Source organism: Flavobacterium sp. NLM, assembly GCF_002210235.1.
In the GTDB taxonomy this organism is placed as follows: domain Bacteria; phylum Bacteroidota; class Bacteroidia; order Flavobacteriales; family Flavobacteriaceae; genus Flavobacterium; species Flavobacterium panici.
This window is the reverse complement of the sequence record NZ_LIAC01000017.1, coordinates 24,926-49,729: the sequence shown is the minus strand read 5'-3', so window position 1 is coordinate 49,729 and position 24,804 is coordinate 24,926. Positions and strand designations below refer to the sequence as shown.

General features: G+C 32.5%; 23 protein-coding genes. 10 read left to right on the top strand and 13 right to left on the bottom strand.

Annotated elements, in window-relative coordinates:
• The first annotated feature begins 122 nt into the window (after nucleotides 1-122).
• From APR43_RS20345 to APR43_RS20335, 3 genes are all read left to right on the top strand, one after another.
• Entirely contained in the window at nucleotides 123-671 is a 549-nt protein-coding gene (locus APR43_RS20345; RefSeq protein WP_053474302.1) for an acyl-CoA thioesterase, read from the top strand.
• A 181-nt stretch (nucleotides 672-852) separates the two neighbouring features.
• Complete coding sequence (locus APR43_RS20340; RefSeq protein ID WP_053474301.1) at nucleotides 853-1,248, top strand: VOC family protein; 396 nt, start codon at nucleotides 853-855, stop codon at nucleotides 1,246-1,248.
• A 675-nt stretch (nucleotides 1,249-1,923) separates the two neighbouring features.
• Nucleotides 1,924-2,493 carry a YceI family protein gene (locus tag APR43_RS20335; RefSeq protein ID WP_053474300.1) on the top strand — a complete coding sequence of 190 codons (570 nt, stop codon included), beginning with the start codon at nucleotides 1,924-1,926 and terminating at the stop codon, nucleotides 2,491-2,493.
• Between the two features lie 2 nt (nucleotides 2,494-2,495).
• Here APR43_RS20335 and APR43_RS20330 read toward each other — a convergent pair whose 3' ends face one another.
• Entirely contained in the window at nucleotides 2,496-3,407 is a 912-nt protein-coding gene (locus APR43_RS20330) for a TIGR01777 family oxidoreductase (RefSeq protein ID WP_053474299.1), read from the bottom strand.
• A 99-nt stretch (nucleotides 3,408-3,506) separates the two neighbouring features.
• Between APR43_RS20330 and APR43_RS20325 the strand changes: the two genes are divergently transcribed.
• On the top strand, nucleotides 3,507-4,169 hold the full coding sequence (locus APR43_RS20325) for a TetR family transcriptional regulator C-terminal domain-containing protein (protein ID WP_053474298.1): 663 nt from the start codon (nucleotides 3,507-3,509) through the stop codon (nucleotides 4,167-4,169).
• Nucleotides 4,166-5,470, top strand: coding sequence for an ABC1 kinase family protein (locus tag APR43_RS20320; RefSeq protein WP_053474297.1), 1,305 nt, complete (start codon nucleotides 4,166-4,168; stop codon nucleotides 5,468-5,470). The genes APR43_RS20325 and APR43_RS20320 overlap by 4 nt, the downstream gene beginning before the upstream one ends.
• 155 nt (nucleotides 5,471-5,625) lie before the next feature.
• Here the strand turns inward: APR43_RS20320 and APR43_RS20315 are convergent, their stop codons facing one another.
• The 10 genes from APR43_RS20315 to APR43_RS20270 form a co-directional block, all read right to left on the bottom strand.
• Nucleotides 5,626-6,921 (bottom strand): cryptochrome/photolyase family protein, encoded by a 1,296-nt coding sequence (locus APR43_RS20315; protein WP_053474296.1) that lies wholly within the window; start codon nucleotides 6,919-6,921, stop codon nucleotides 5,626-5,628.
• 180 nt (nucleotides 6,922-7,101) lie between these two features.
• The gene (locus APR43_RS20310) at nucleotides 7,102-7,611 is read right to left on the bottom strand and encodes an SRPBCC family protein (protein WP_053474295.1); all 510 of its coding nucleotides are present in this window, start codon (nucleotides 7,609-7,611) and stop codon (nucleotides 7,102-7,104) included.
• Nucleotides 7,612-7,663: 52 nt separating this feature from the next.
• Nucleotides 7,664-8,104, bottom strand: a complete 441-nt coding sequence (locus APR43_RS20305) for a sterol desaturase family protein (protein WP_053474294.1) — start codon at nucleotides 8,102-8,104, stop codon at nucleotides 7,664-7,666.
• A gap of 211 nt (nucleotides 8,105-8,315) precedes the next feature.
• Nucleotides 8,316-9,155 (bottom strand): phytoene/squalene synthase family protein, encoded by an 840-nt coding sequence (locus tag APR43_RS20300; protein ID WP_053474293.1) that lies wholly within the window; start codon nucleotides 9,153-9,155, stop codon nucleotides 8,316-8,318.
• Between the two features lie 3 nt (nucleotides 9,156-9,158).
• Nucleotides 9,159-10,625, bottom strand: coding sequence for a phytoene desaturase family protein (locus APR43_RS20295; protein WP_053474292.1), 1,467 nt, complete (start codon nucleotides 10,623-10,625; stop codon nucleotides 9,159-9,161).
• 39 nt (nucleotides 10,626-10,664) lie between these two features.
• The gene (locus tag APR43_RS20290) at nucleotides 10,665-11,564 is read right to left on the bottom strand and encodes a MerR family transcriptional regulator (protein WP_053474291.1); all 900 of its coding nucleotides are present in this window, start codon (nucleotides 11,562-11,564) and stop codon (nucleotides 10,665-10,667) included.
• Between the two features lie 71 nt (nucleotides 11,565-11,635).
• Nucleotides 11,636-12,595 (bottom strand): ion channel, encoded by a 960-nt coding sequence (locus APR43_RS20285; protein ID WP_053474290.1) that lies wholly within the window; start codon nucleotides 12,593-12,595, stop codon nucleotides 11,636-11,638.
• 14 nt (nucleotides 12,596-12,609) lie between these two features.
• Nucleotides 12,610-14,679, bottom strand: a complete 2,070-nt coding sequence (locus tag APR43_RS20280; RefSeq protein ID WP_053474289.1) for a CotH kinase family protein — start codon at nucleotides 14,677-14,679, stop codon at nucleotides 12,610-12,612.
• 142 nt (nucleotides 14,680-14,821) lie between these two features.
• Nucleotides 14,822-15,322 carry a tetratricopeptide repeat protein gene (locus APR43_RS20275; protein WP_053474288.1) on the bottom strand — a complete coding sequence of 167 codons (501 nt, stop codon included), beginning with the start codon at nucleotides 15,320-15,322 and terminating at the stop codon, nucleotides 14,822-14,824.
• A 120-nt stretch (nucleotides 15,323-15,442) separates the two neighbouring features.
• The gene (locus tag APR43_RS20270) at nucleotides 15,443-16,216 is read right to left on the bottom strand and encodes a hypothetical protein (RefSeq protein WP_053474287.1); all 774 of its coding nucleotides are present in this window, start codon (nucleotides 16,214-16,216) and stop codon (nucleotides 15,443-15,445) included.
• 241 nt (nucleotides 16,217-16,457) lie between these two features.
• On the opposite strand from APR43_RS20270, the gene APR43_RS20265 reads away from it, so the two are divergent.
• The 3 genes from APR43_RS20265 to APR43_RS20255 are packed head-to-tail and all read left to right on the top strand — an operon-like array spanning nucleotide 16,458 to nucleotide 22,331.
• A complete protein-coding gene (locus tag APR43_RS20265) occupies nucleotides 16,458-18,389 on the top strand; it encodes a tetratricopeptide repeat protein (RefSeq protein WP_123924612.1) in 1,932 nt (643 codons plus the stop codon).
• Between the two features lie 10 nt (nucleotides 18,390-18,399).
• A complete protein-coding gene (locus APR43_RS20260; RefSeq protein ID WP_053474285.1) occupies nucleotides 18,400-19,161 on the top strand; it encodes a LytR/AlgR family response regulator transcription factor in 762 nt (253 codons plus the stop codon).
• A gap of 32 nt (nucleotides 19,162-19,193) precedes the next feature.
• Nucleotides 19,194-22,331: a T9SS type A sorting domain-containing protein gene (locus tag APR43_RS20255; RefSeq protein WP_053474284.1), complete on the top strand. Its 3,138-nt coding sequence runs from the start codon at nucleotides 19,194-19,196 to the stop codon at nucleotides 22,329-22,331.
• A gap of 68 nt (nucleotides 22,332-22,399) precedes the next feature.
• On the opposite strand, the gene APR43_RS20250 is transcribed toward APR43_RS20255, so the two are convergent.
• Nucleotides 22,400-22,609, bottom strand: a complete 210-nt coding sequence (locus APR43_RS20250) for a hypothetical protein (RefSeq protein WP_053474283.1) — start codon at nucleotides 22,607-22,609, stop codon at nucleotides 22,400-22,402.
• Between the two features lie 151 nt (nucleotides 22,610-22,760).
• Nucleotides 22,761-23,459, bottom strand: a complete 699-nt coding sequence (locus APR43_RS20245) for a hypothetical protein (RefSeq protein ID WP_053474282.1) — start codon at nucleotides 23,457-23,459, stop codon at nucleotides 22,761-22,763.
• 205 nt (nucleotides 23,460-23,664) lie between these two features.
• Here APR43_RS20245 and APR43_RS20240 point away from each other — a divergent pair, with 205 nt between their 5' ends.
• Together APR43_RS20240 and APR43_RS20235 are read left to right on the top strand one after the other, a co-directional pair.
• Entirely contained in the window at nucleotides 23,665-23,991 is a 327-nt protein-coding gene (locus tag APR43_RS20240) for a winged helix-turn-helix transcriptional regulator (RefSeq protein ID WP_053474281.1), read from the top strand.
• A 61-nt stretch (nucleotides 23,992-24,052) separates the two neighbouring features.
• On the top strand, nucleotides 24,053-24,715 hold the full coding sequence (locus tag APR43_RS20235) for a hypothetical protein (RefSeq protein WP_053474280.1): 663 nt from the start codon (nucleotides 24,053-24,055) through the stop codon (nucleotides 24,713-24,715).
• The last annotated feature ends 89 nt before the right edge of the window (nucleotides 24,716-24,804 follow it).

Below are 24,804 nucleotides of genomic sequence, written 5' to 3'. Positions count from 1 at the left end.
CCCGATCCCGAATCGTCGGGACGGGATTTGTTAATGCAAGTGAAACGCCTTTAACGCCATTTGAAAACTATGTTTTTATGTGTTTAAAATAATAACTATAAAAATTTCCAAAAACAAAAAACATGACTACAGATTTTAAACCCGTTTCTTCCTCAAAAATCAGCATCTCAGAATTAATGCTTCCGTCGCATACTAATTTTAGCGGTAAAATTCACGGGGGCTATATTTTACAGCTTTTAGATCAGATTGCATTTGCTTCGGCTTCAAAATTTAGCGGTAATTATTGCGTGACGGCTTCTGTTGATACCGTAAACTTTCTTAAACCAATAGAAGTTGGAGAATTAGTAACCATGAAAGCCTCTGTAAATTATGTGGGAAGAAGTTCGATGATTGTGGGCATTCGTGTTGAAGCAGAAAATATCCAAACCGGAGTAATCAAACATTGTAATTCATCTTATTTTACAATGGTTGCCAAAGATAAAGAAGGTAAAAGTGTTCCCGTTCCGGGATTGATCTTGTCAAATTTAGATGAAGTTAGACGTTTTAGAAAAGCAATCAAACATATCGAGGTTAGAAAAGAAGTAGAAGAACACGAAAAAGTTGCCAATATTAACTCAATCGAAGACTTAGCAAGCCTAGATAAATACAATGTGCTCTTAGAAATCAGCTAAATTTTTCTACCGATCAGATATCTCTCTGAGATATTTCTTTCGTATTTAGTTGTAATTTTTTCATTCAATGATTATATTAGTAATATAATATCTCGTTGGTAGACGAAAAAGACATGTACCAACACATTTTGTCCCGTAGGGACATCTCATTTTTATTAATCATTCATTAAATAAAGAAATCATGATAAAGTTTGGATATACAATTTTATACGTTGAAGACGTAGAAAAATCAATAGAGTTTTATGAAAATGTATTCGGGTTCGCAAGAAAATTTATAAGCCCGGATAATGATTATGGAGAATTAAATACGGGCGAAACCACCATTTCGTTTGCATCAAAAAAGTTGGCATCGCATAATTTAAGCGAAGGTTTTATAGAAAGCAGTTTAGAAGACAAACCTTTTGCAATAGAATTAGGTTTTATTACAGAAGATGTTGGCGATCTTGTTCAAAAAGCAACTTCGTTTGGAGCCGTTTTAGTTACAGAACCAAAGAAAAAACCGTGGGGACAAGTTGTAGCATATGTTAGAGATACAGATGGTTTTTTATTGGAGATTTGCACGCCAATGCATGGATAAAATGTCATTAATAATAGCGGTATAGTCCCTACGGGACATTTGGGTCATTCGTTATTTTTTTTTGCTACCGATATGTAATCTCTACGAGATATTCCGTTAGGAATTACATATCGGTAGAAAAAATTAAAATTTTCAAAAACGAATTTTGTTCAAATAGAATATTCACAAAAGAATATCTCGTAGAGATTACATATCGATAGAAAAATCAAAGTTTCCATCTCGTTTTGTCCCTTAGGGACTATAAGACATTTATTATTTCGCTGTCAAAAAAAATATCTCGTAGAGATTACATATCGGTAGAAAAAAAATAAATTGCCGATCTCGTTTTGTCCTGTAGGGACTATACGGCATTTATTATTTCGCTGTCAAAAAAATATCTCGTAGAGATATCTCATCGGTAGAAAAAATAAAATTTCCGACTCCAATATTTGTCCCGTAGGGACATTTGATTTCACCTCAAACAAATTTTACCTCGCATTTATATCCACCATTTCGTACACCAAAATATTCACAAATATTTAGCACTAGTTCAAGAACTCCGCATCTTGAAATTTCGTAACTTTAAGTATAAACATTATGTTACAAATTTTTTCACGGAGTACTGCCGTTCTATTTTTTAACTTGTAAAATTCTTCTTAGAAATAGAATGACATAATTGTTTAATTGATGACGATTATGAAAAGAACTACATTGCTTATTTTATTTTTTACTGCATTTTCATTACTTGCCCAAGACAAATTTAAAACCACTACGGCAGTTGTAAATTTTGAAGCTTCTGTTCCTTTTTTTGAAGAAGTAAAAGCAGTAAATAAACTCGGAACTATTATTCTCGAACCAGAAACCAGTACTTTGATCTGTACTGTTGTAATCAAAGATTTTCGTTTTAAAATGGATTTAATGCAAGAACATTTTAATGAAAATTATATTGAAAGCCATCGTTATCCAAAATCAGTTTTTAAAGGAAAAGTTCAAAAATTTGACTTGAAAAACGTTGATGAAATTGAAAAGGAATATGACGTAAAAGGAAAACTTTACCTGCACGGAAAATCGAAAATCATTGAAATGAAAGCCTTGATAAAAAGAGTTCCGGACGGAATACAGATTTCGTGTAATTATCCAATCTCAGTTTCAGATTTTAATATAGAAATACCGAGTGTCGTTGCCAGCAAAATTTCAAAAACGGCCAATACGAATTTACTTGGAGTTGTAAAAAGTGAAGATATGAAGTATTTAACTTTGAAATGATTTTAATGAATACTTACTATAAGCGCTTTTTCTAAATCAGTAAACTGAAATTCAAATCCGGTTTTTTGTATTTTTTCTGATGAAACCCTTTGTCCGGTTAGGACCGCTTCGCTCATTTCTCCTAAAACAATTTTAAGAATAAAAGGAGGGATTTTAGGCAGCCAGATTGTATATCCGTATAATGAAGCCAATATTTTAGAAAACCTCGAATTTGTAGTGTTATCTGTCACAGCCGCATTATACGGGCCATGCATTTGGTCATCAGAAACTGCTTTGCAATAAATTTGAGATAAATCCTCGATATGAATCCAGGGTAAATATTGTTTTCCTGATCCTAAAACGGCACCAAAACCAGCTTTAAAATTAGGATTAACTTTTTTCAAAAAACCTTCATCTTTTCCCAATACAATTGCAGTTCTGATTTTTACGGTTCGAATGCCTAATGCTTCGATTCTATCAGCTGCATTTTCCCAAATTTGGCAGGTTGTGCCTAAAAAGTCATCGGCTGCAGGCGTTTCTTCAGTACAAATTTTATGACTGGTAACAGCGCCATAAATTCCAACTCCCGAAGCCGAAATAAAAGCATCAAGTTTTTTGTTGTTTTTTTCTAAAACCGAAAAAATCAAATCAATTGGTTTTATGCGGCTTTCCAAAATTGCTTTTTTTCTTTTTTCTGTCCATCTTTTTTCAACGATTCCTTCGCCGGCAAGATGAATTATAAAATCAGCATTTAGAACGGCATTTTCATCAATATAATTTTTGTTCAAATCCCATTTGTAATACGTGATTTCAGCCGTATTTTCTTTATGGGAACGGCTCAAAACAGACACAGAATATCCAGCTTGAATAAGAACATTTGTTAGATGTTTTCCAATGAATCCGCTTCCTCCGGTTAATAGAACATTTTGAGCCATAATAGTTTATAATATATTTAACAGTGCTTGCCGTTTAATCATTAGTAAAGGTACTTAAACAATGTTTACCTTTATGGCAAATTCTAAATTTTAAATAAAATGACGACTAAAAAAAAGGTAATTACCAAAGATGATATCGTTTCAAAATACATGGATGAAGTTTTAGAAAAAGGCCAAAAACCAAAATCAGTTTATCATTTTGCCAAAGAAAATGATTTTACCGAAGCGGAATTTTATTCCTTTTTTGGAACATTAGAAGGTTTAGAAAAAGAAATATTCCGATTGTTTTTTGAAAACACGGTTAACTTACTTCACAAAAACGAAGAATATCAGGAATATGACATGAAGAATAAAATGCTGAGTTTCTATTTTACCTTCTTCGAAATTTTAACCGCAAACAGAAGTTACGTTTTACAATCGCTTAAAATTGATAGAAATCCGCTTAAAAATCTGGTTCAGTTAACTACGCTTAGAAATAGTTTCAAAGAATATGTTTCAGAAATTCTGACTGATGATTATAGATTAGAATTAGAAAAACTGCAGAAATATCAGGAAAAAGCCATTCAGGAATCGGCATGGTTACAATTAATGCTGACGATTAAATTCTGGATGGAAGATGAATCTGCTGCTTTTGAAAAAACAGACATCTTTATCGAAAAATCGGTTAATGCATCATTTGAATTAATGAATATTGCACCAATGAATCATTTAATAGATTTTGGAAAATTTCTATTCAAAGAAAAAATATACAGCAAACAATGAAAACAATCGATTATATTCCAACTTCAAAAATAGAAAGAGCCGGAAAATTAGTTCAAACCGGCGCCAAAATCGGAGTAAATTATATAAAGCACTATGCTGAAAAAGTAGTAAACCCAGATTTAACCCGCGATAAACTTAACGAAAATAACGCCGAAGATATTTACGACGGACTTAAAAGCTTAAAAGGAAGTGCCTTGAAAGTAGCACAGATGTTAAGCATGGACAAAAACTTTTTGCCTCAGGCTTATGTGGAGAAATTTTCTTTGTCGCAATTTTCAGTTCCGCCGCTTTCTGCACCTTTGGTTTTAAAAACTTTCAAGACTAATTTTGGCAAAACACCTTATGAAATTTTTGATGAGTTTAATGCAAATTCCGTAAATGCTGCAAGTATTGGTCAGGTTCATTTGGCTAAGAAAAATGATAAAAAACTGGCGGTTAAAATTCAATATCCAGGTGTTGCCAACAGTATTTCTTCTGATTTAGCTTTGGTAAAACCTATTGCAATCAGAATGTTTAATCTGCAGGGAAAAGATTCAGACAAATATTTTAAAGAAGTTGAAGATAAACTTATCGAAGAAACCAACTATTTGTTAGAATTAAAACAAAGTCAGGAAGTTGTAGAAGCTTGTAATAAAATTGAAAACATCATTTTCCCAAATTACTATCCTGAATTTTCATCAGAGAAAATCATTACAATGGATTGGATGACGGGAATTCATCTTTCTGAATTTACGGCTAAAAATACAGATCAGGAAGTTGGCGATAAAGTAGGGCAGGCGCTTTGGGACTTTTACATGTACCAAATTCATGTTTTGCGAAAAGTACACGCAGATCCGCATCCGGGAAATTTTTTGGTTAATGATGAAAACCAATTAATTGCCTTGGATTTTGGCTGTATGAAACAAATTCCAGAAGAGTTTTATACACCCTATTTTGAGTTAATCAATAAAAATGTGATTACAGACGAGAAGCTTTTTAATAAAAAATTATTCGAATTAGAAATCCTTCGTCCAGATGATACTCCGGCAGAAGTGGAATATTTCACCGATATGTTTCATGATTTATTATCACTTTTCACGAAACCTTTTCAAAATGAAACTTTTGATTTTGCCGATGAATCTTTCTTTAATGCGATTGCAGAATTAGGCAAACGTTTTTCTGAAGATACAAATTTGAAAAAAATGAACGGAAATCGTGGTTCTAAGCACTTTATTTACATGAACCGTACTTTCTTCGGACTCTATAATTTAATGTTCGATTTGAAAGCTAAAATTGTTGTGGAGAATTATTTGAAGTATTAAGTTGTGAAATTCCAAATTTTTTAAATTCCAAATTCCAATTTATAGATATACGCCTTTGTCAAAGTTTTAAACTTTGACAAAGGTTTTTTTGTTTAGTTTGTCAGGATGACAAGATTGTGTATAATTGGAATTTGGAATTTAAAAAATTTGGAATTTTATTTAATGATCCCCTTCTTATATGTCGCAATCGCGCGATCTCTTGCAAAGGCATGATCAACCATAGGTTCATTATATCCAAAATCAAACTCAGGAATCCATTTACGGATGTATTCGCCTTTTTCGTCAAATTTCTTTTGTTGGATTTCAGGATTAAAAACTCTGAAATACGGTGCGGCATCACAGCCTGTTCCCGCGGCCCACTGCCAGTTTCCTACGTTTGAAGCCAGTTCAAAATCCAGTAATTTTTCGGCAAAATAAGCTTCGCCCCACTGCCAGTTAATCAATAAATGTTTGCATAAAAAACTGGCCACAACCATACGAATGCGATTGTGCATATAACCTGTTTCGTTAAGTTGCCGCATTCCGGCGTCGACCATAGGATATCCGGTTGTTCCGGAACACCAGCGTTTAAAATCTTCTTCATTATTTCGCCATTGAATTCCGTCGTAAGCTGATTTGAAATTATGATTGACACAATTGGGAAAGCTAAACAGAATTTGAATAAAGAATTCTCTCCAAATCAATTCGCTTAAAAAAGTCTGATTTTTTCTGTTTGCCCAGTTTACTAATTTCCGAATACTCACGGTTCCGAAACGCAAATGCGGCGAAAGATAAGATGTACTGTCAAGAGCAGGAAAATCCCTTGTTTCTTTATAATTGGCAATTTGTGTTAAGTTATGCGGCAGAACTTTTATTGAGCTTCTTTCAAAACCAATTGTTGCTAATTCAGGAAATGGAAATTGATTTTTTGCAAAATTTGATTGAAATGATTTAGAATCATATTCTGGAGCTGATCCTGATAAATGATATTTTTCATGCCATTTATTTTTATAAGGCGTATAAACCGTGTACGGAAGTCCGTCAGCTTTTGTAATTTCTTTTTCTTCGAAAATAACATGATCTTTAAAAGAGAAACATTCAATATTATTTTCTTTTAATAAAGAACAAATTGCAGTATCACGTTGGATAGCAAAAGGTTCATAATCTTTATTGAAGAATACGTTTTGAATATCAAATTCTTCCAGAAGTGATTTCCAAACGTCTTTTGTTTTTCCCTTTTTGATTAAAACCGAAGACTCAAAAGTATTTAATTCAGCATTTATTTTTTGAAGTGAATCGTAAATGAAACTTACTCGTGCATCGTTTTTGGGAAGATTATCCAGAATATCATCATCAAAAATAAATAATGGAATTACAGGAAAATTGGATTGTAAGGCATGAAATAATCCGGTATTGTCTTCTAAACGTAAATCACGTCTAAACCAGAAAAAGGAAACTTTTTGTTTTGTCATTTTATATGTTTTCGCTCGACTAATTTTTTAAGTTTTTTTCTTTACTGCCGAAATTTGCTCGCAAAGACGAAAAGTCGCCAAGTATTTCTTTTTAAGTTTTTGCAACAAAACTTTGCGACTTAGCGTCTTTGCGAGATTAAAAATTATGCGACTTTATTATGTGTCAAATAGAGAAAATGCTTAAATACTTTTTTGCTCGGCATTTATCTGTATAATCTTTGGCTGTGATTTTGAATTAAACAATTCTTCGATTTTGTTATAACGGAAATCAAAAATGGTTTTTAATTTATTCTTCACCACCAACCAATTCATAATTCTTCCTAAAATTCCTAGTGGGAGCGCATAATGAACAACGTCAGTCATTTTGGTTCCGCCGTCGGCTGTTCGTTCAAAAAAGTGTTTGTGGTGCCATAATTTATAAGGGCCAAAACGCTGAACATCGATAAAATAGTTGTTTTCTTTGCAGGCTGTGATTTCTGTAACCCACGAAATTTTGATTCCTAAAAGCGGTCGCAAAGTATAAGTTATAATTTGCCCGTGATACATTCGCTTTTCGTCAAAATCCTTGATTTCAAAATTCATATTGTCGAGTGTAATAGTCTGCAGGTTTTTTGGACTAGAGAAAAAATCCCAGCAGTCTTCGACCTTGGCGTTTACATATTGTACGGTTGCTATCTTGTATAATTTCATCTTCAAACTAAATCAATGGTTACAAATGTTTCATTTGGAACACCCAAATAAGCTACATTTTATAATATTTTAAGGGTACAAACAACATTCCGAAACATTCTCCTTTTTCTTTATTTAGGTGTTTGTGGTGTATTTTATGTGCCTTTCTGAGTCCGATGAGGTATTTGTTTTTGGTGTTTTTAAACCATTTAAAACGCTGATGAATCAATACATCGTGAATTAAAAAGTAACAGGCTCCGTAAAACGTAACGCCGCAGGCAATGAAAAACAAATAATTGAACCCGCCCTGAACTCCAAAATAAAATAGGAGAATACTTGGGATAGCAAAAATGACAAAGAAAATGTCGTTGCGCTCAAAAGTATGCTCGTATTTTGGCTGATGATGGTCAGCGTGAAAATACCACATAAAGCCGTGCATTACATATTTATGCGTAAGCCAGGTCACACATTCCATAAACAGAAAAACGCCTAAAAAGATTAAAAAAGAAATCATTTTATAAATGTTGTTATTAAAATTATGATTTAAAATCGTTTGAGTTTAGCTTTAGTTTATAAAAGATTGACTCTAAAGATTATTTTTTTTGTTTGTCATTTCGACCGAAGGGAGAAATCGCACTAGAAACTCCGCAATGTAATTAACCAATCTTTGTCGAATCCCGCGTGCGATTTCTCCCTTCGGTCGAAATGACAAAACTGAACGAATATCATACCAACTTCAGTTTATAAGTCACAAACGACTGCGCTAAAAGTCCGGCTTTTGTATAATTTGAAACTCTGATTCTTGAATTTCCAATTTCATGGGACGGTGTGTTTTTTAGTTTTTTAAGCAATTTGCTGTAATAAACATATGCCGTATAAACGCCAAATTTGGCTTCGATTGGCAATTTTACAATTCCCTGATAAGCAATGTGAAAATCTTCTTCAATTTCTTTAATGATCTGCGCTTTTGAATCTTCGTTGAAATTGTTGAGGTTAACGCCAGGGAAATAAGTTCGGTTTAAGATGGTATTGTCATCTTTTAAATCTCTCAAAAAATTCACTTTCTGAAAGGCCGACCCTAATCGCATGGCTTCGCTTTTTAATTGTTGATATTTATGTTCTTTTCCTGATACAAAAACCTTTAAACACATTAAACCCACAACATCTGCAGAACCATAAATATAATCCGCATATTCGGCTTGTGTGTTATAAGTTGATTTTACAAGGTCGAGTTTCATGCTTTTTAAAAAAGCCTGAACCAGATCATCAGTAATATTATATTCTTTCACCGTATGCTGAAAAGAATTTAAAATAGGATTTAGGCTGATTCCTAATTCCATTGCTTTATAATATTCTTTTTCAAAATCGTCAATCAGGGCTTCTTTATCATAATCATGAAAAGAATCTACAATTTCGTCCGCAAAACGAACAAATCCATAAATGCTGTAAATAGCATCGCGAATGCTTGGTGACAGCATTTTTACAGCAAGTGAAAAAGAGGAACTATAGTTTTTGGTAACTAGTTTGCTGCATTTAAAAGAAACGGCGTCGAATAATGATTTCATTTTTTAAGATCTTAAAGATTTTTGAATTAATTCAGCGGCTAGTTTTCCTGAAATTAATGCAGGCGGAACACCAGGGCCGGGAACGGTCAATTGTCCTGTGAAATATAAGTTACGTACTTTTTTGCTTTTTAGTTTTGGGCGCAAAAATGCGGTTTGCAATAATGTATTAGCCATTCCGTAAGCATTTCCTTTAAAAGCGTTGTAATCTGCTTCAAAATCGTTTTTACAAAATGATTCCTTAAATATAATGTTATTTCTGATTTCTTGTTGTGTAAGTAGCTCAAAACGAGTAATTATCTTTTCGAAATATGCTTCTCTTAGTGTTTCGTTATCTTCAATTCCAGGTGCAAGCGGAATTAAGAAAAATCCGGTTTCCATTCCGTCAGGAGCTGCGGTCAGATCTGTTTTAGACGGGAAGTTGGCATAAAATAATGGAGCTTCCGGCCATTTTGGATTATCATAAATATCAGCTGCATGCTGATTAAAATCGACATCAAAAAATAAGGCATGATGCGAAATATTTTCAATTTTTTTATTGAAACCCACAAAAAACAGGAGAGAAGAGGGTGCAAAAATTCGGCTTTCCCAGTATTTTTGAGAATAAACCTGATATTTTTTTTCCAGTAAAGTTTCGGTATGCTGATAATCGGCACCACTTAAAATAATATCGGCTTTTATAATTTCACCATTAATAACAATTCCTGCTGCGGTTTTATTTTCAACGATTATTTTTTCAATAGGAGAATTTGTTTGGATGGTAACACCAAGTTCTACGGCTAATTTTTCGATTCCTCGAATAACATCAAACATTCCGGTTTTAGGATGCCAGGTTCCGAGTCCGAAATCGGCATAATTCATAAAATTGTAAAATGAAGGCGTTTTAGTTGGCTTTGCGCCGAGGAATAAAACGGGAAATTCGAGAATTTGAATCAGCCTTTCATTTTTAAATTTCCTGCGAATATCTGAGCTTACATTGCTAAAAAACTGATTAAGCTTTAATGCTGTTTCTTTTGTAATTAATTCAAGTGGAGAAACTCCTGGACGATAAACCAAATCTTTTATGGCAATATCATAATTACTTTTGGCTTGATCGATAAAGGTTTGCAGTTGGTTACCGCTTCCTTTTTCAATTTCTTCAAACGTAGCTTTAATCTCTTCTAAATTGTCATAAATGCTGATAAAATCATTTATTCCAAAATAAACGCGATAGGCAGGATTTAGCTTTATAAGCTCGTAATAATCTGATGGTTTTTTATTGAAGTCATTAAAAAAACGTTCAAAAACATCCGGCATCCAATACCAGCTTGGACCCATATCAAATGTAAAACCATTTTTTTTGAATTGTCTTGCGCGACCGCCTATCGTTGAGTTTTTTTCGTAAATAGTCACCTTGTTACCTTGCTTTGCCAAGTAACATGAAGCGGCTAACGAAGAAAAGCCCGAACCTATAATTGCAATAGTTTTTGTCATTTTTGTTTAACAAATATACAAAAACTTTAAACGAAACTTTTATATTGTTTCCATTGTTTCTTCCATCGAATCAAAAATACGGATTCGTTCCGGCAGGTTTTTGTGATCAATATGTTCAACCATTTTACCCATGAGCCAGATTTCATTATTTTTTTGCAGCAGTTTTTGCCCCATTGACTTGACATACTGGTTGATAACGCTGCGATCCGGCTGTATTGTCATGAAGGAAACAAAAGTGATGTTTTCAAAATGTTTGGTTAAATCCTGTAGGTTTTCAATTGGCATACTTTCGCCTAAATAAATGGTTTTGTAGCCTTTAGATAAAATTTCATATTGAAGATAAAGCAATCCTATTTGATGAATTTCATTTAATGGAAGGGAAAGAACAAAGATTCGGTCTGTTTTTGTTGGTTTTTGAATCTGAAGGCTTTCAGTATAAATTAAGATTTTCTGTTTGATCAAATGACTCATAAAATGTTCATTTGCAGGTGTAATTGTTTCTGACTGCCACAATAATCCCAATTCTTTCAATAAGGGTAAAAAATGGTCTTTAAAAACTTCTTTGAATGTTTTTTCAGAAATAAGCCAGTCAAACGTGTTGAAAAACAGCTCCTGATCAAAATTCATCATCGCCATTTTGAAAGATGTAATGGCGTAGTTTTGAGAGTTTTTCTTCGAAATAATTTCACGGACCAACTGCGGAATTTTTTCTTCAGGATAAGTTGCTATTTTAGAAATTTTATAGCCGTATTCGTGTAATAATGTGATGTTAAGAAGTTTCTGTAGATTTTGCAGATTATAAAGCCTGATATTGGTATCAGTACGCATTGGCTCCAAAATATTATACCTTTTTTCCCAAATGCGAATCGTGTGTGCTTTTATTCCGGATAAATTCTCAAGATCTTTTATACTGAAAACAGTTTTTATATTGTTTACCATTTGATACGATTATGTAAACAAAAGTAAAATAAAATCTCAAAAAACCTTAAAAACTAGATAAAAATGATTCTTTATGAGAAGTTTGTAGTATCAAACTGATCTAATTTGTCTAAATGTAAAATCGTTTTAGTATTATCTTTGCTTCGGTTGTACATAATTTGGAATTTTGCACCGTAAATAATTTCGTTAAAAGTATACGAAGTTCGGGCTGCCACGGTATTGCTAAACATATCATCAAAAGTGGTGATGAAAACTAAAATCTCTCCGTGTGTGTTTTTAAAATCTTCTTCGGTAAAATTGTACAAAGGGCTGTTCTCATCAATGGGATGAACTAATGTCCAGCTCAGCGAAAGCGCATTTATACGATCTATTTCGAGGTTAAGAGTATAAAATTTATTTACTCGCTGACCGTTTTCTTCAATGCTCATACCTAAAGTAACTTTTGCCACTGCATCTGTAAAATTGGTGTTTTTAAAAGGAACAAGCCTTATCATTAAGCCTTTGCCTTCTCCGTAAGGAGAAATTAAGGCATTGTGCGAAAATTTTAAAAAGGCTGTTGGTTTGCTGAATCTTCCAAAGAATAAACCGGTTGCAATGGCAAAACTTAGCAAACCAATTAAAGCCTCGGCTGCTGATAAACCACTTGTCAGGAATCCGGTTGGGCTGATATGTCCGTAACCAACCGTTGTAAAAGTCTGCGCACTAAAAAAATAAGCCTGACCAAACTGCGTTAAAAGACTTCCTGATGGTGAAATTCCGTCCAGATGTTCAACACCGATGGCATAATAAATAACTGCAAAAATAAAATTGATTATAATATAGAAAGAAAATAAAATAAGCATGAATTTCCAGTTGGGCATATCGATCATGGTGTGGTACCAGCTTATTCGGCGAAGCAGGTTCATACCTCTTTTTTCGATATTGGGAGTTCCGTTTTTATTTACAAATCTTCCGCCGTAGCTTCCGGCATTAGTACCAAATCCTGAATTTTTATCTGTTTGAAGGTTATTTATTTTTCTTAAAAGTGACATGCAGTTTTTTGCTGTTATTGTTTGATTACCTTTTTGGTGCTGTATCCATTTTCATTGGAAATCGAAATATAGTAAATTCCTTTTGGATACAAACTCCAATCTGCTTTTATTGTATTAGAATCTTGTTTAGATTCATACAATAAACGTCCCAGTACATCATAAACTTTGTAATTTAAAATAGGTTTGCCTGCCTGAATGGTTAAGGTGTTTTTTACAGGATTTGGATATAAAACGGCATTTTTTAATTCAATACTTTCAGGAACAGATAAATTATTATCTGATGCTGCAATCCAGCTTGACGCCAGCGCATTGTCAAGATCAGTGCTGGAAAGTTGTAAATAACTCCCGTTTCCATCTGCATTTGGCCACGGAGATACATTTGTATATTCTACTGAATCGATTGTGTTTCCAAAACCATCTGCTAAAATTATTTTTTGCGATGTATTAGATAAGTTACGGGAGAACTGTCCAAAAGCGGTTACTCCGTATTTAGATTCAAAAGTAGGTTTATTGCTTGTAATGTAAATACCCTGATTTGCCGCTAATGTTGAATTGGCTGGAAATTGATACGATAGTCCCAATTCGCTTAAATAAATACCAGTTAAATTAACGGTGGTGTTTCCTGTATTTCTAATTTCTATAAACTCCAGATCATTACTGGTTGGAAAAGTTGCTGAAACGCCTGGATTGTAATTTATTTTTGTGATAACAAGCGAAGGAGTTTCGATATTGCTGCAACTGCTAAAACTTCCTAATTGTCCTGTTATCCATGAAATTCTATTGGATAAAAATGATTTTAGATTATTAATTTCAAGTGCATCGTTTGGAATTGTTCCCCATTTTTGATTTTCTCTGGCTTTTGCTTCGCTGATATAATTTACAGTTTCGTCTATAAACTGAGTAAGGCTGTTGTAGTTTAAAGGTTTTCCCTGCAATGTAAGTTCATTCCATCTTTTAGTGAAATAACATTTAAATGTAGTGTCAGTAAATAAATCTCTCCAAAATCTGGCGCCTTCATTGTCTCCGTTTGAAAATTGCCAAACATCGTATTTGCTTCTGTCATATCCCCAGCTAAACAAATCATTTCCGTATGTTAGATTAAAATCCCAAATAGGGCCGGCACGCAGTTTTCCTTCTTTATCTTTATGGAAATAAGTGCTGTATTGATAACTGTCAACATTTGAAGCTAATTCGGCCAAAATCATATAATCAACAAAAGAGGGAACATCAATAATAGATGAATATCCTGCTGCTAAATCAGAATTATGTGCGCCGGCTGTAATTTCCAGATTTTTAAACTGGTTTTTTATATAATCATTTTGTTCAATAGTTGTGTTTTCCGGTTTTGGCAATTCATGAATAAAATCTACAGAAGAACCGTTGTAAGAAGACATCGTCCAGGCAACCGGATCTCCACCAGTTGTTTTATCGGCTTTTGTAATATAACCTCCGCTTACATTTGGAAGTGTATTATCAGTATCAGCCATTTTAATAACGTTTACTCTGTTAACGTTCGATTTTACTTTTTCCTGTAAAATGTATAATCCTTTATATTCATTGTTGATTACTACTTCGCAGTAAACAGTTCGCGTAGCATAATCGCCAATTTGTCGGGATAAATTATACGAAATATAATCACGAATACAAGAAGGATCAAAAGCTAGTGAATTTAAAATCCAGTCATTTTCTACCGGCATTCCCAGTAAGCTGACATTATTATTGCTTGTATTATTCGTTTTTAAAGTGGTAAAGCCATACGGTTTTTTAGGAAGCGATTGTGAAGAGGATCCTCTCAGTTCAATGCCAATTCTTCCGTTATAATTTAAATAAGCGGCAGTATTACTATCGGTTAAATAATTTCGGGTTCCGTCTGGTCTTTTAATGATTTTCATCGTTGCCAAAACTTTTGGATCATCGGGAATTTCAATTGGCTGATTCGTGTTTGGATCTATGTCTGTATTAATAATGATAATAGGTAAATTACTGTCTGTAAAGGTTTGTGATTTTACATTGGCTGTAAACAGAAAAACCAATATGAAAAGGGTATAAGGAGTGTAAGTTTTTGAAAAGTAGTGTTTTATCATGGTTAGGTTAGTTTTGTAACAAATGTAACAACTAACCAGATTATTAAAAAACGGACACTATTTTTTTATGAATAAGGTATAAAAAGTAATCTGCAAAGGCATTATTTTGCAGATTACTTTTTGTTAACACAAATTTGATTTATTATTTACAAAAAGTGCTTTTGTTTTTTATAGCACTTTGACTTCCTAATTCGATTGCTTTTAAGAAATCTTTGCAGGATTTGGCTTTGTCTCCAATTTTATTGTAAGCTAAACCTCGTAAATTGTAAGCAACATAATCTCTTGGGTTTAAACCAAGTGATGATGTGCAGTCTTCAATGGCTTCTTTAAATTTTGAAAGTTTGAAGTTTACGTTTGCACGGCCCGTAAAAGCATCGGCATTCATATTATCAAGTTCAATGGTTTTGCTAAAGTCGGTCATTGCGCCTTGTAGGTCATTCAATTGGTATTTTGCAACGCCGCGATTTTGATACGCTTCAACAAATTTAGAATTTTTGCCAATGGCTTTTGTGTAATCAGTAATTGCGCTTTTGTAATTTCCGTTTGCAGCTTTGTTAAAAGCTCTGTTAAAATAAATTTCTGCGGTTTGTGACCACGACGAAAAGCTTATCATAATAAATGATAATAATAGTAGGTTTTTCATAAAACTAATTTGGGATTAGCAGGTTAATTATTCTTCAAACGAATTTAGCAAAGTTTTGTTTTTGTGAAAGAATTCTTTTGTAAAATAATTACTAATTATGAATTGTATTTTGGATAATATTTATTTCTTCTCAATTCCTATTAAATACAATACCACTCCAGGACCGGATTTTACCCGGTTAATCTGCCAGTTATAAGATTCTGTATTATGCAGGTCATTTACAAGATCATTCATTTCTTCGACAGAATAAGTTCTTAATGAAGAAACAATACCATCCCATAAAACAAAAAGTGGAATTATAGGAATTAAATAAGTAAAAATAATTCGGCCAATTTTAAAAGGTCTGATAAATGGTGTAGTTAATAAAACGCTTAGTGGAGAAAAAATCATGGCGACAATACTAGCAAAACTTCTTTCCTGAACTTCAAAAATAGCGATTGGAGATTTAGCATTTACTGCATTTTGTAAAATCTGTTTGGCATCGTTTGGGTTAAAATGATGTAAGGAAAGAAACTGAGTTCGAAGCCCTTTTAATTCTACAGGAACATTTCGTGCATCTACAGAATGGCTTATATATTCAAAATTATCAGCTTGTTTTTTAGTGTATTCAAAAGCGGGGATATTTGGATAATAATCGGTCAGAATGATTTTTAAGTTTGGAATTTCTTGTTTTAATTCATTGTTTAGCCAAATAAGTCCACCGCCTCCGCCAGAAGCGAGATCAATAATTGTTGCTGCATTATTGGTTTTTAGAATATTTACAAGCAAAGGAACAACAGGTTTGTACATTCCGGTTTTGTTTGACAGGAATTGCAAAAAGTCGGTTATGTAATTTCTTAAAAAAACAGGAAACCATTTTTGATCTTCAAATTCAAATAAATGTATTCTTGCCATAAAAATAATTTTAAAGAAATAGAAACAGTGCTCAAGTTACAAAAAATATCGAAAAGGATCCATTTTAGGTCTGTAAAATATAACTGCGGAATGACTTGTAAGGCTAGTATTTCCAAGGTTTTTAGAATTGTAATAAATGAAAAATACCAAATAATAAATGAAACCTGAGAAATAATAATTCATGTTCAGTTACTAAAAAACATATCATACATTTGTCTCACAACAAGCAAAATAAAAAATAGTGAGTCAAAAATTACGTCAAATAATTTTCTTTTTCTTCTTTCTTGCAGGACTTATGCTGAACGCTCAAAATGCTAAGATTGACAGCTTGAAAAGAGTGCTTATTTATACTAAAGTTGATACTTCAAAAGTCAATGAGTATAATAAAATAGCCGATTTATATAAAGAAATCAATCCTGATTCGACATTGTTTTATGCTCAAAAAGCAACTAATCTAAGTTTGAAATCTGACTTTACTTTTGGGCTTGCTACGGCTTATGTAAATAAAGGAAATGCTTCAATCATTTTAGGAAATTACCCAAATGCTTTAAAATATTTTAAAACTGCCCAATTAGAATTTAAAAAGGTTTTAAAGGAAGATTCAGGCAAAAAAGTAAAAAGCGGTTTGGCGCGTTCTTATGCCAGCTCGGGTGTGGTTTACTCAGAACAAAGTAATCAAATTCTGGCATTGAAAAATTACGAAGAAGCACTGCAGTTATATCAGGAAATTGATGAACAGGCTAATGTTTCTAAAGCGCTTAATAATATCGGGATTATTTATAAATCACAGTTAAATTATCCAAAAGCATTAGAATACTTAAAGAAAGCTTCTAAAATTCAAACTGAAACAGGAGAAAAAAATGCTGCTGTTACGCTTACCAATATTGGTGCGATTTACTTTGAAACAGGTCAGAATAAAAATGCGATTTTGTATTATAACAAAGCTAAAAAGCTTTTTGAGAATACGGATAATATGCGAGGATATGCACTTTTGTGTAATTATTTAGGCGATTATTATAAGAAAGAAAATGATTTAAAACTGGCTAATGAATATTATATGAAGTCATTGAATTTGTATGAAGAACTGCAGAATAAATTTGGTGCTTCACTTTCCTTATACAATATCGCAGGTTTGCTTCAGGATCAAAAAAAATATAAAGAAGCAATGCCTTTTGCAGAGAAATCCCTTGCTTATGCAAAAGAAATAGGAGTGCTGGACCAGACGTATCATTCTGAAAAATTATTAAGCGAATTATACGAAGCTTTAAATGATCCTAAAGCAGCGTTAGACCATTATAAAAATTATGTACAAGCGCGAGATAGTATTATCAATGAAACAACAAGTCAGAAATTTGCTTTGGCAGAAGTGAATTACGAATACAGAAAAAAGGAAGCCTTATTATCTGAAAAGAATAAAAGACAAATCCAGTTTGTTATTTTCTCCATTTTAGGCGCTTTACTTTTAATTGCTTTAATATTGGTAATTTATAATCGAATGCAGGTTAAACGTCAGCTGACATTGAAAAAAGAAGTTGCCGAATACGAGCAAAAAGCGCTGCACTTACAAATGAACCCGCATTTTGTATTTAATTGCTTGAGTTCAATTTCGAGTTTTATTGTTCAGAACGGAACCGATTCTGCATTGAAATATTTATCTAAATTCTCCAAATTAATGCGGCTTACACTCGAATATTCAAAAGGTTCATTAATTCCGATTGATAAAGAAATCGAAAGCCTTCAAAATTATCTGGAATTGGAAAAACTTCGTTTTCATGACAAATTTGAATTTGAAATAAGATCAAGCGAAAGAGTCGAATTTAATATGGGATTACCGCCTTTGCTGATTCAGCCTTTTGTAGAAAATGCGATTCTTCATGGAATTGTTCCTAAAGATGGAACCGGAAAAATTGAAGTTGATTTTGATGTTGAAAAAGAACAGCTAATCTGTACGATTAAAGATGACGGAATTGGTTTATCTGAATCGAAGCATTTAAAAGAAAACTCGGTTACGGCGCATAAATCAATGGCTTTGGGAATTACAAAAAAACGTTTGGAAATCATGGAATCCATAACTTCCAAATCTGCACAAATAGAAATCACCGAATTACAATCAGAAAATAAAAAAACAGGAACAAAAGTCGTTTTGCGTCTGCCTGTTCAATACATACCCTAATTTTTAATAAATGATAACAGCAGTATTAATAGAGGACGACAAACATTTGAGAACTGGTCTAAAAGCGCTTTTAGAACGTTATACAAATGATATTTTAATTGTTGGCGAAGCCGAAAGTGTAAAAACCGGAATTGCCGTGATTGAAAAATTAAGGCCTCAGGTTATTTTTCTGGATATTCATTTAACCGACGGAACTGGTTTTGATATTCTCGAAAGACTAAATAAAGTAAACGGAAAACTAAATGCCCATGTTGTATTTATCACTGCGCATGAACAATATGCTGTAAAAGCATTTAAATTTAGTGCTCTTGATTTTATCTTAAAACCTGTTGATCCGGAAGAATTGCAAGATACAATGGCAAAAATTAAAGAAGCTGTTGGAAAAAACAATTCATTCGAAAACATTGATTTACTGCTGGAAAACATCCGAAAAAAAGTCGACAATTTTAAACGTATAGCACTTTCTACCAGCGATGGAATTCATTTGTTTGAAGTTTCGGATATCATTCGCTGTGAAGCAAAAATTAATTACACGCAGTTTTTTATTAAAAATCACAAACCCATATTAATTTCTAAAACGCTTAAGGAATACGAAGAATTACTCTCAGAACATGGATTTGAGCGCATTCATCAATCGCATTTAATCAACTTGTCTTATCTGAAATCTTATATAAAAACAGATGGCGGTTATGTGATTATGGCTGATAATTCGAATATTCCGATTGCGCAAAGCAAAAAAGAAAAATTGCAGGAATTAATAAATGCTCTTTAACGATTTCCCCAAAAACCAAAATATCACTAATTATGAGAAAAAAATTACTCCTATTTTTACTGTTTTTCACAGTAATACTAAAAGCACAGATTTTAAATTTTACCGATCCAACATTTAAAAACATGCTTGTAAATGGCGGTGCGGCAAATTTTACAGCTTATTCTGGCGGCGTTGCTGTTACGAGAATCGATACTAATTTTGATAATCAGATCCAGGTTTCTGAAGCGGCTTTAATTGACAAACTTTGGATAGAAGGTGCTAATGCTTATGCGGTAACCAATATTCAGGGAATTGAAGGTTTCACGAATGTAACAGAATTGGGTTTTAATGGTATCAGTACGACTTCGATCAATTTAAGCGGAATGCCGAACCTAAAAACGATTTATGTAAAAAGTCCAGCTTTGACTTCTGCGACAGTTTCAGGAATGGACGGATTAACGGGCGCTACTTTTATGGAAAACCCGTTGATGACTTCTTTGAATATTTCAAATTGTTTGAGTCTTACTAATATCGTAGCACAGCAAAATCCGGTTTTTGCTTCATTGAATTTCAGCGGCCTTTCTGCTTTGAACCAATTGTATTTAGAAGATAATGTTTTAACGGAACTTGATTTAACGGGCTGCCCAAATTTGGAATATTTCAATGCGGTAAATAATAAATTAATAACATTAAATGTTTCGGGATTAAGCAAACTGACTACTTTTTTAATAACGGATAATCCGACTTTAGAAGATATAAATGCTTCGGGATGCACGCTGCTTAATTTTCCGCAGTCTACTTTTCCTTCTAATCAGGTTTTAAAAACAGCTGATTTTTCAAATTGCTCCAGTTTACAAAATCTTCTAATTCAGGATAATTTACTGACTACTTTAAATTTATCAGGCTGTAGTTCATTACAGGGATTAAATGTGTTTAACAATGCATTGACAAATTTAAGTCTCACAGGATGCTCGGCACTTTTGACGATTGAATGTTCCAAAAATCAATTAACTTCTTTAGATTTGAGTTCGTCTTCAAATCTTACTCAACTTAGAGCAAACACAAATTCTATTTCAAATTTGAATTTGACAGGTACTGTGAATTTAAAAAATGTTTTTTTGGTTTCTAATCAAATTCCTTCGGTTGATCTTTCAGGAAATACAAATTTGGAAATTTTAGAATTGGATACTAATCCAACTGCAAATCTAAATGTTTCAGGATGTACGAAGTTAAAAGTTTTAAGCATTCAGGATGTTCCGTTAGTGACCGCCGACTTTTCAAATTGCAATGCGATTACAGTTATTAGTAATACTAGTGAAGCATTGAATTCAATAAATGTTCAGGGATGTGCTGCGCTTGAAACGCTTGTACTTGCCGGCACAGCCGTTCAAAAAGCGCCGATAACTTCATTGAATCTATCTGGATTGACTAATTTAAAACTTTTAAACTGCAGTTATAGCAACATCAATTCAGTTGATTTAACAAATTGCAGTGCATTGATAAATGTATTTTATTCTGATATGCCTTTAGCGACAGCTGATTTCTCTGATTCGCCAAATATTACGGTTTTAAATATTACTAAAACAGGATTGCAAAATATTGATGTTTCGAATTTTTTAGCTTTTCAATCCTTGACAGCAAATGATAATCCGAATCTTAAAACGGTATTTGCAAAAAATGGGAGAGATGAAGATTTGTTTATTAATAACGGAAACTCGAATTTAATTTTTGTTTGTCAGGATGATACAGATGTAGCTGATACAAAAAGTTATTTGGTAGGTATTGGTTTACCGACAGTTGTGGTAAACTCATATTGCAGTTTTAATCCAGGCGGAAATTATAACACCATAACCGGAACAATTGCTTTTGATGTGGATAATAATGGCTGTGATGCTGCCGATTCAAAACAAGCTAATGTAAAAGTGAATTTAAATGATGGTTCTTCTCTAAGTTCCACTTTTACAGATTTAAACGGAAAATATACTTTTTTTACCGATGCCGGAAATTTTAATATAACAACAGCGGTTGAAAATCCTGCTTTCTTTACTGTTTCGCCAACAACACCGATTGTTTCATTTGCAGATAATAACAATAACACCGCACAGCAAAATTTCTGTGTAAGTGCATTAGGAACAAACAGCGATGCAGAAATCGTGATTGCGCCTATATATCCTGCAAAACCGGGATTTATGGCTTGGTATGAGATTTTGATACGAAATAAAGGAAATCAAACACTAAATGGTACAGCTAATTTTACCTACAATCAAAATGTATTGCATTATGGAATAGCAACGCTGGCACCAAATGTTCAAACTCCAGGAAATCTTGGTTGGAATTACGCTAATTTACTTCCATTTGAAACTAGGAGAATTTATGTCGGATTAAATGTAAATAGTCCGGTACAGGTTCCGCCGGCAAACATTGGAGATATTTTAAACTTTACAGCTTCAATAAATCCTATTGCAGGAGATAGTAATCCGGCAGATAATCAGTTTGTTTTTAATCAGGAAATAGTGGGTTCATTTGATCCAAATGATATTACTTGTTTAGAAGGCGAGAGTGTTTCTCCATCAACAATTGGTAATTATTTACATTATGGAATTAATTTTGAAAATACAGGCACAGCTGAAGCCGAAAACGTGGTTGTAAAGGTTGTTATAGATCAAAGTAAATATGATATTAATTCGCTTCAGTTATTAGACGCGTCACATGCAGTACATGTTGTCATAAAAGGAAATACAGCCGAATTTGTTTTTGCAAAAATTAAATTGAGCACCTCAAAAGCGCCGCCGGTTGGAGGTCATGGAAATATTTTATTTAAGATAAAAACACTGCCTTCGCTTCAGTCTGGAGATGAGGTTGAACAAGATGCCAGTATTTATTTTGATTATAACGAAGCAGTTGATACAAATACAGCCGAAACCATTTTTAAATCATTAGGAAATAAGGATTTTGAAAAAGACAGCACTATAACTATACATCCAAATCCAACAAAAGGCGAGGTGTTTATTAATTGTGATAATACCATAAAAAGAATTGAATTATTTGATGGGCAGGGCAGAATTCTTCAGTCTGTAATTGAAAACAAAAACAGTTCAAAAATTAATCTATCCAACAAATCAAACGGATTGTATTTTATCAGAATAACTTCTGAAAAAGGAACTTCTGTAGAAAAAATAATTAAGGAATAAATTTAGGTTACAATTTTATTCTGATTTTAAAGCCTTTCAAAGTTTGATGACTTTGAGAGGCTTTTTTATTAAATTTTGAATTTCTCAATTCGTTTAGAATATAAATTAACACCAAAAATTATTGCTCCCATAACGAATGGAACAAAGTGAGAAATTTGCCAAAAAAGATCAGTGCCAGTTTTCAATCCTTCATTTGATACTTCAAATATGCCCAATCCTATAAAGAATAAGCAGATAACAAATAAAACAAATTGAATTTTATAATTTATCTTAATCATAGATTTTTAATTTTATAAGAAAAATCAACTAATTTAACTTGAGATGCTTTAATAAAAAAATATTTTACGAATTATTTGTATAAGAATTTGCAATTCTTGTTATCAGCTTTTTGTGAAAGTAAAAGAAATCTTGAAATTGATAAATTTCTATTTAGCTGTCCAAATTCAAAAGAACTAATTGATTCTGAATGGTTATTAATTCCTGCATCGAATTTTTTAAATCAGCCGGCATAGCATCAATTTCCTTTTGTTTGGCATAAAACTCATTTTCATTTTTGTAATGCGTAATACTAACTAAAAGATTTTTATCTTGAAAAACAGGTAATCTTGGGAAATCATTTTCAGTCATTTCGCTTACCCAAAGTGTTACATCTTGTATTTTTAAATCTTTAAGAAAAGGAATATAGGTATTGTCAAATAGTTCAATAACCTTTTCAAGTGTGTTATTACAAATATAAAAATCAACAACAGTAAATGTTTTGTCAGTTTTTAGCTGTTCACTATTAATTTCTTTCTTTAACGGTCGTAACAAATAAACATTATCTGAGTTTATCATCATCTCGTTTGCGCCTTTGCCATATTCTTTCCAGATTGCGCTATTAACATAAAAATCATTCAGAAATTCTAATCTGGTTTTCATATCTGTAAAACCGCGAAGCCAAACAAATCGGTCATTTACATCGTTAATTTTAAATTCTCCCAACGTGTAGCCACTTAATTCATTCATTGGGACAACAAATTTCGAATGAAAATAATCGCGGAACTTATCGGTTAAATTTGGTTTTAATAAATAATTCCGGATTTCTAATACTTTTATCTTTTCTGAATTTTGCGGGGCTAAATTACTCATAGTGTTTTATTTATATGTATTAGTATTGGTTTGCGAGAAACTATATTGAATAAGATAATTAATGCGGACTTTTTATATTCATCTTCTTAAAAGCCTTAACAAATAAAGTAATTTAATATCTTTATCGCAAGTACGTACATTTTAGTTCTTTAGGATCTAAAAGTATACTATTGTTGATTATGAGTGATTTGCAAAATAATTAGTTATGGAGAAAAAAAATATAAAAGTATATTGCCCGGTTGATTATGCTTTTCAAAGAATAGGAGGAAAATACAAAGGAAGAATTTTGTGGTATTTAAAAGATGGTTTGATGAGATATGGTGAATTAAAAAAAGCTGTTGAAGGTATAACACCAAAAATGCTTACTCAAACACTTAAAGAGTTAGAAGCTGATGAGTTGATTTCAAGAAAGGTTTATCCTGAAGTTCCGCCTCGTGTTGAATATACGCTTATTGAAAATGGACAAGAATTAATTCCTTTTATCAATCAAATGAGAATTTGGGGAGAAAAGCAAATGGGTTTGAATAAATGATTGAATTGTTTTTGATTTGCTGCTGAAAAAGAAATGATAAAATCTATATAATAATATTCAAATGGGAATTGGAAGAAGAAATTTTTTAAAATTTACTAGTTTAGCTTTAACCGGTGTGGTTATAAATCCATTACAGTCAGTTATTATAAATGATGATGTTTATGTTAATAAAAAACTAGGTATATTATTTTATAAACCTATAGGATGGGGATATGTTGACATAAAGGATTTTGGGAAAATAAGGGACTCTCAAATTTTGGCAAATGGCTGGGAGAATGAAAAAGACGAAGTTTATGAAGATCTTGGTGAACCAATATGTATTATTACAAAGTATTATCAGGACAAACCTGAATATAAAGGAAAATTCTCTCCAACAATTACTCTTAACATCACACATAAAAGTGAATTACAAGATTGTGAATATGAGAGTTTTGAAAAATTAATGGAGTTTTCATTAGCGGGCACCAGTAATTTACTGAATGGTTTTAATGTAACCCGAAAATATGAGCCCTATGAAATTTCAGGTTGTAAATTCTATGAATATGATGCGGAGTATATGTTTGAACATGTTGAGCTTGATAAGCCACTAAAAGTAGAATTAAAAGTTATAAAGGCAGAACATAATGACTACTATTATGATTTTAATTGTCATCAATCTTCTGAGCAAAATCAAATAGCAGATTTAGAATTCGAAAATTTTAAAAAATCAATTAAATTAATATAGTAAAAAAATCTGTTTATAAGATGTACAATCTTTTTGAAGTTCAATCAAAATGATCCATATCTACTGATATATATAATAAAAAAGCCTCA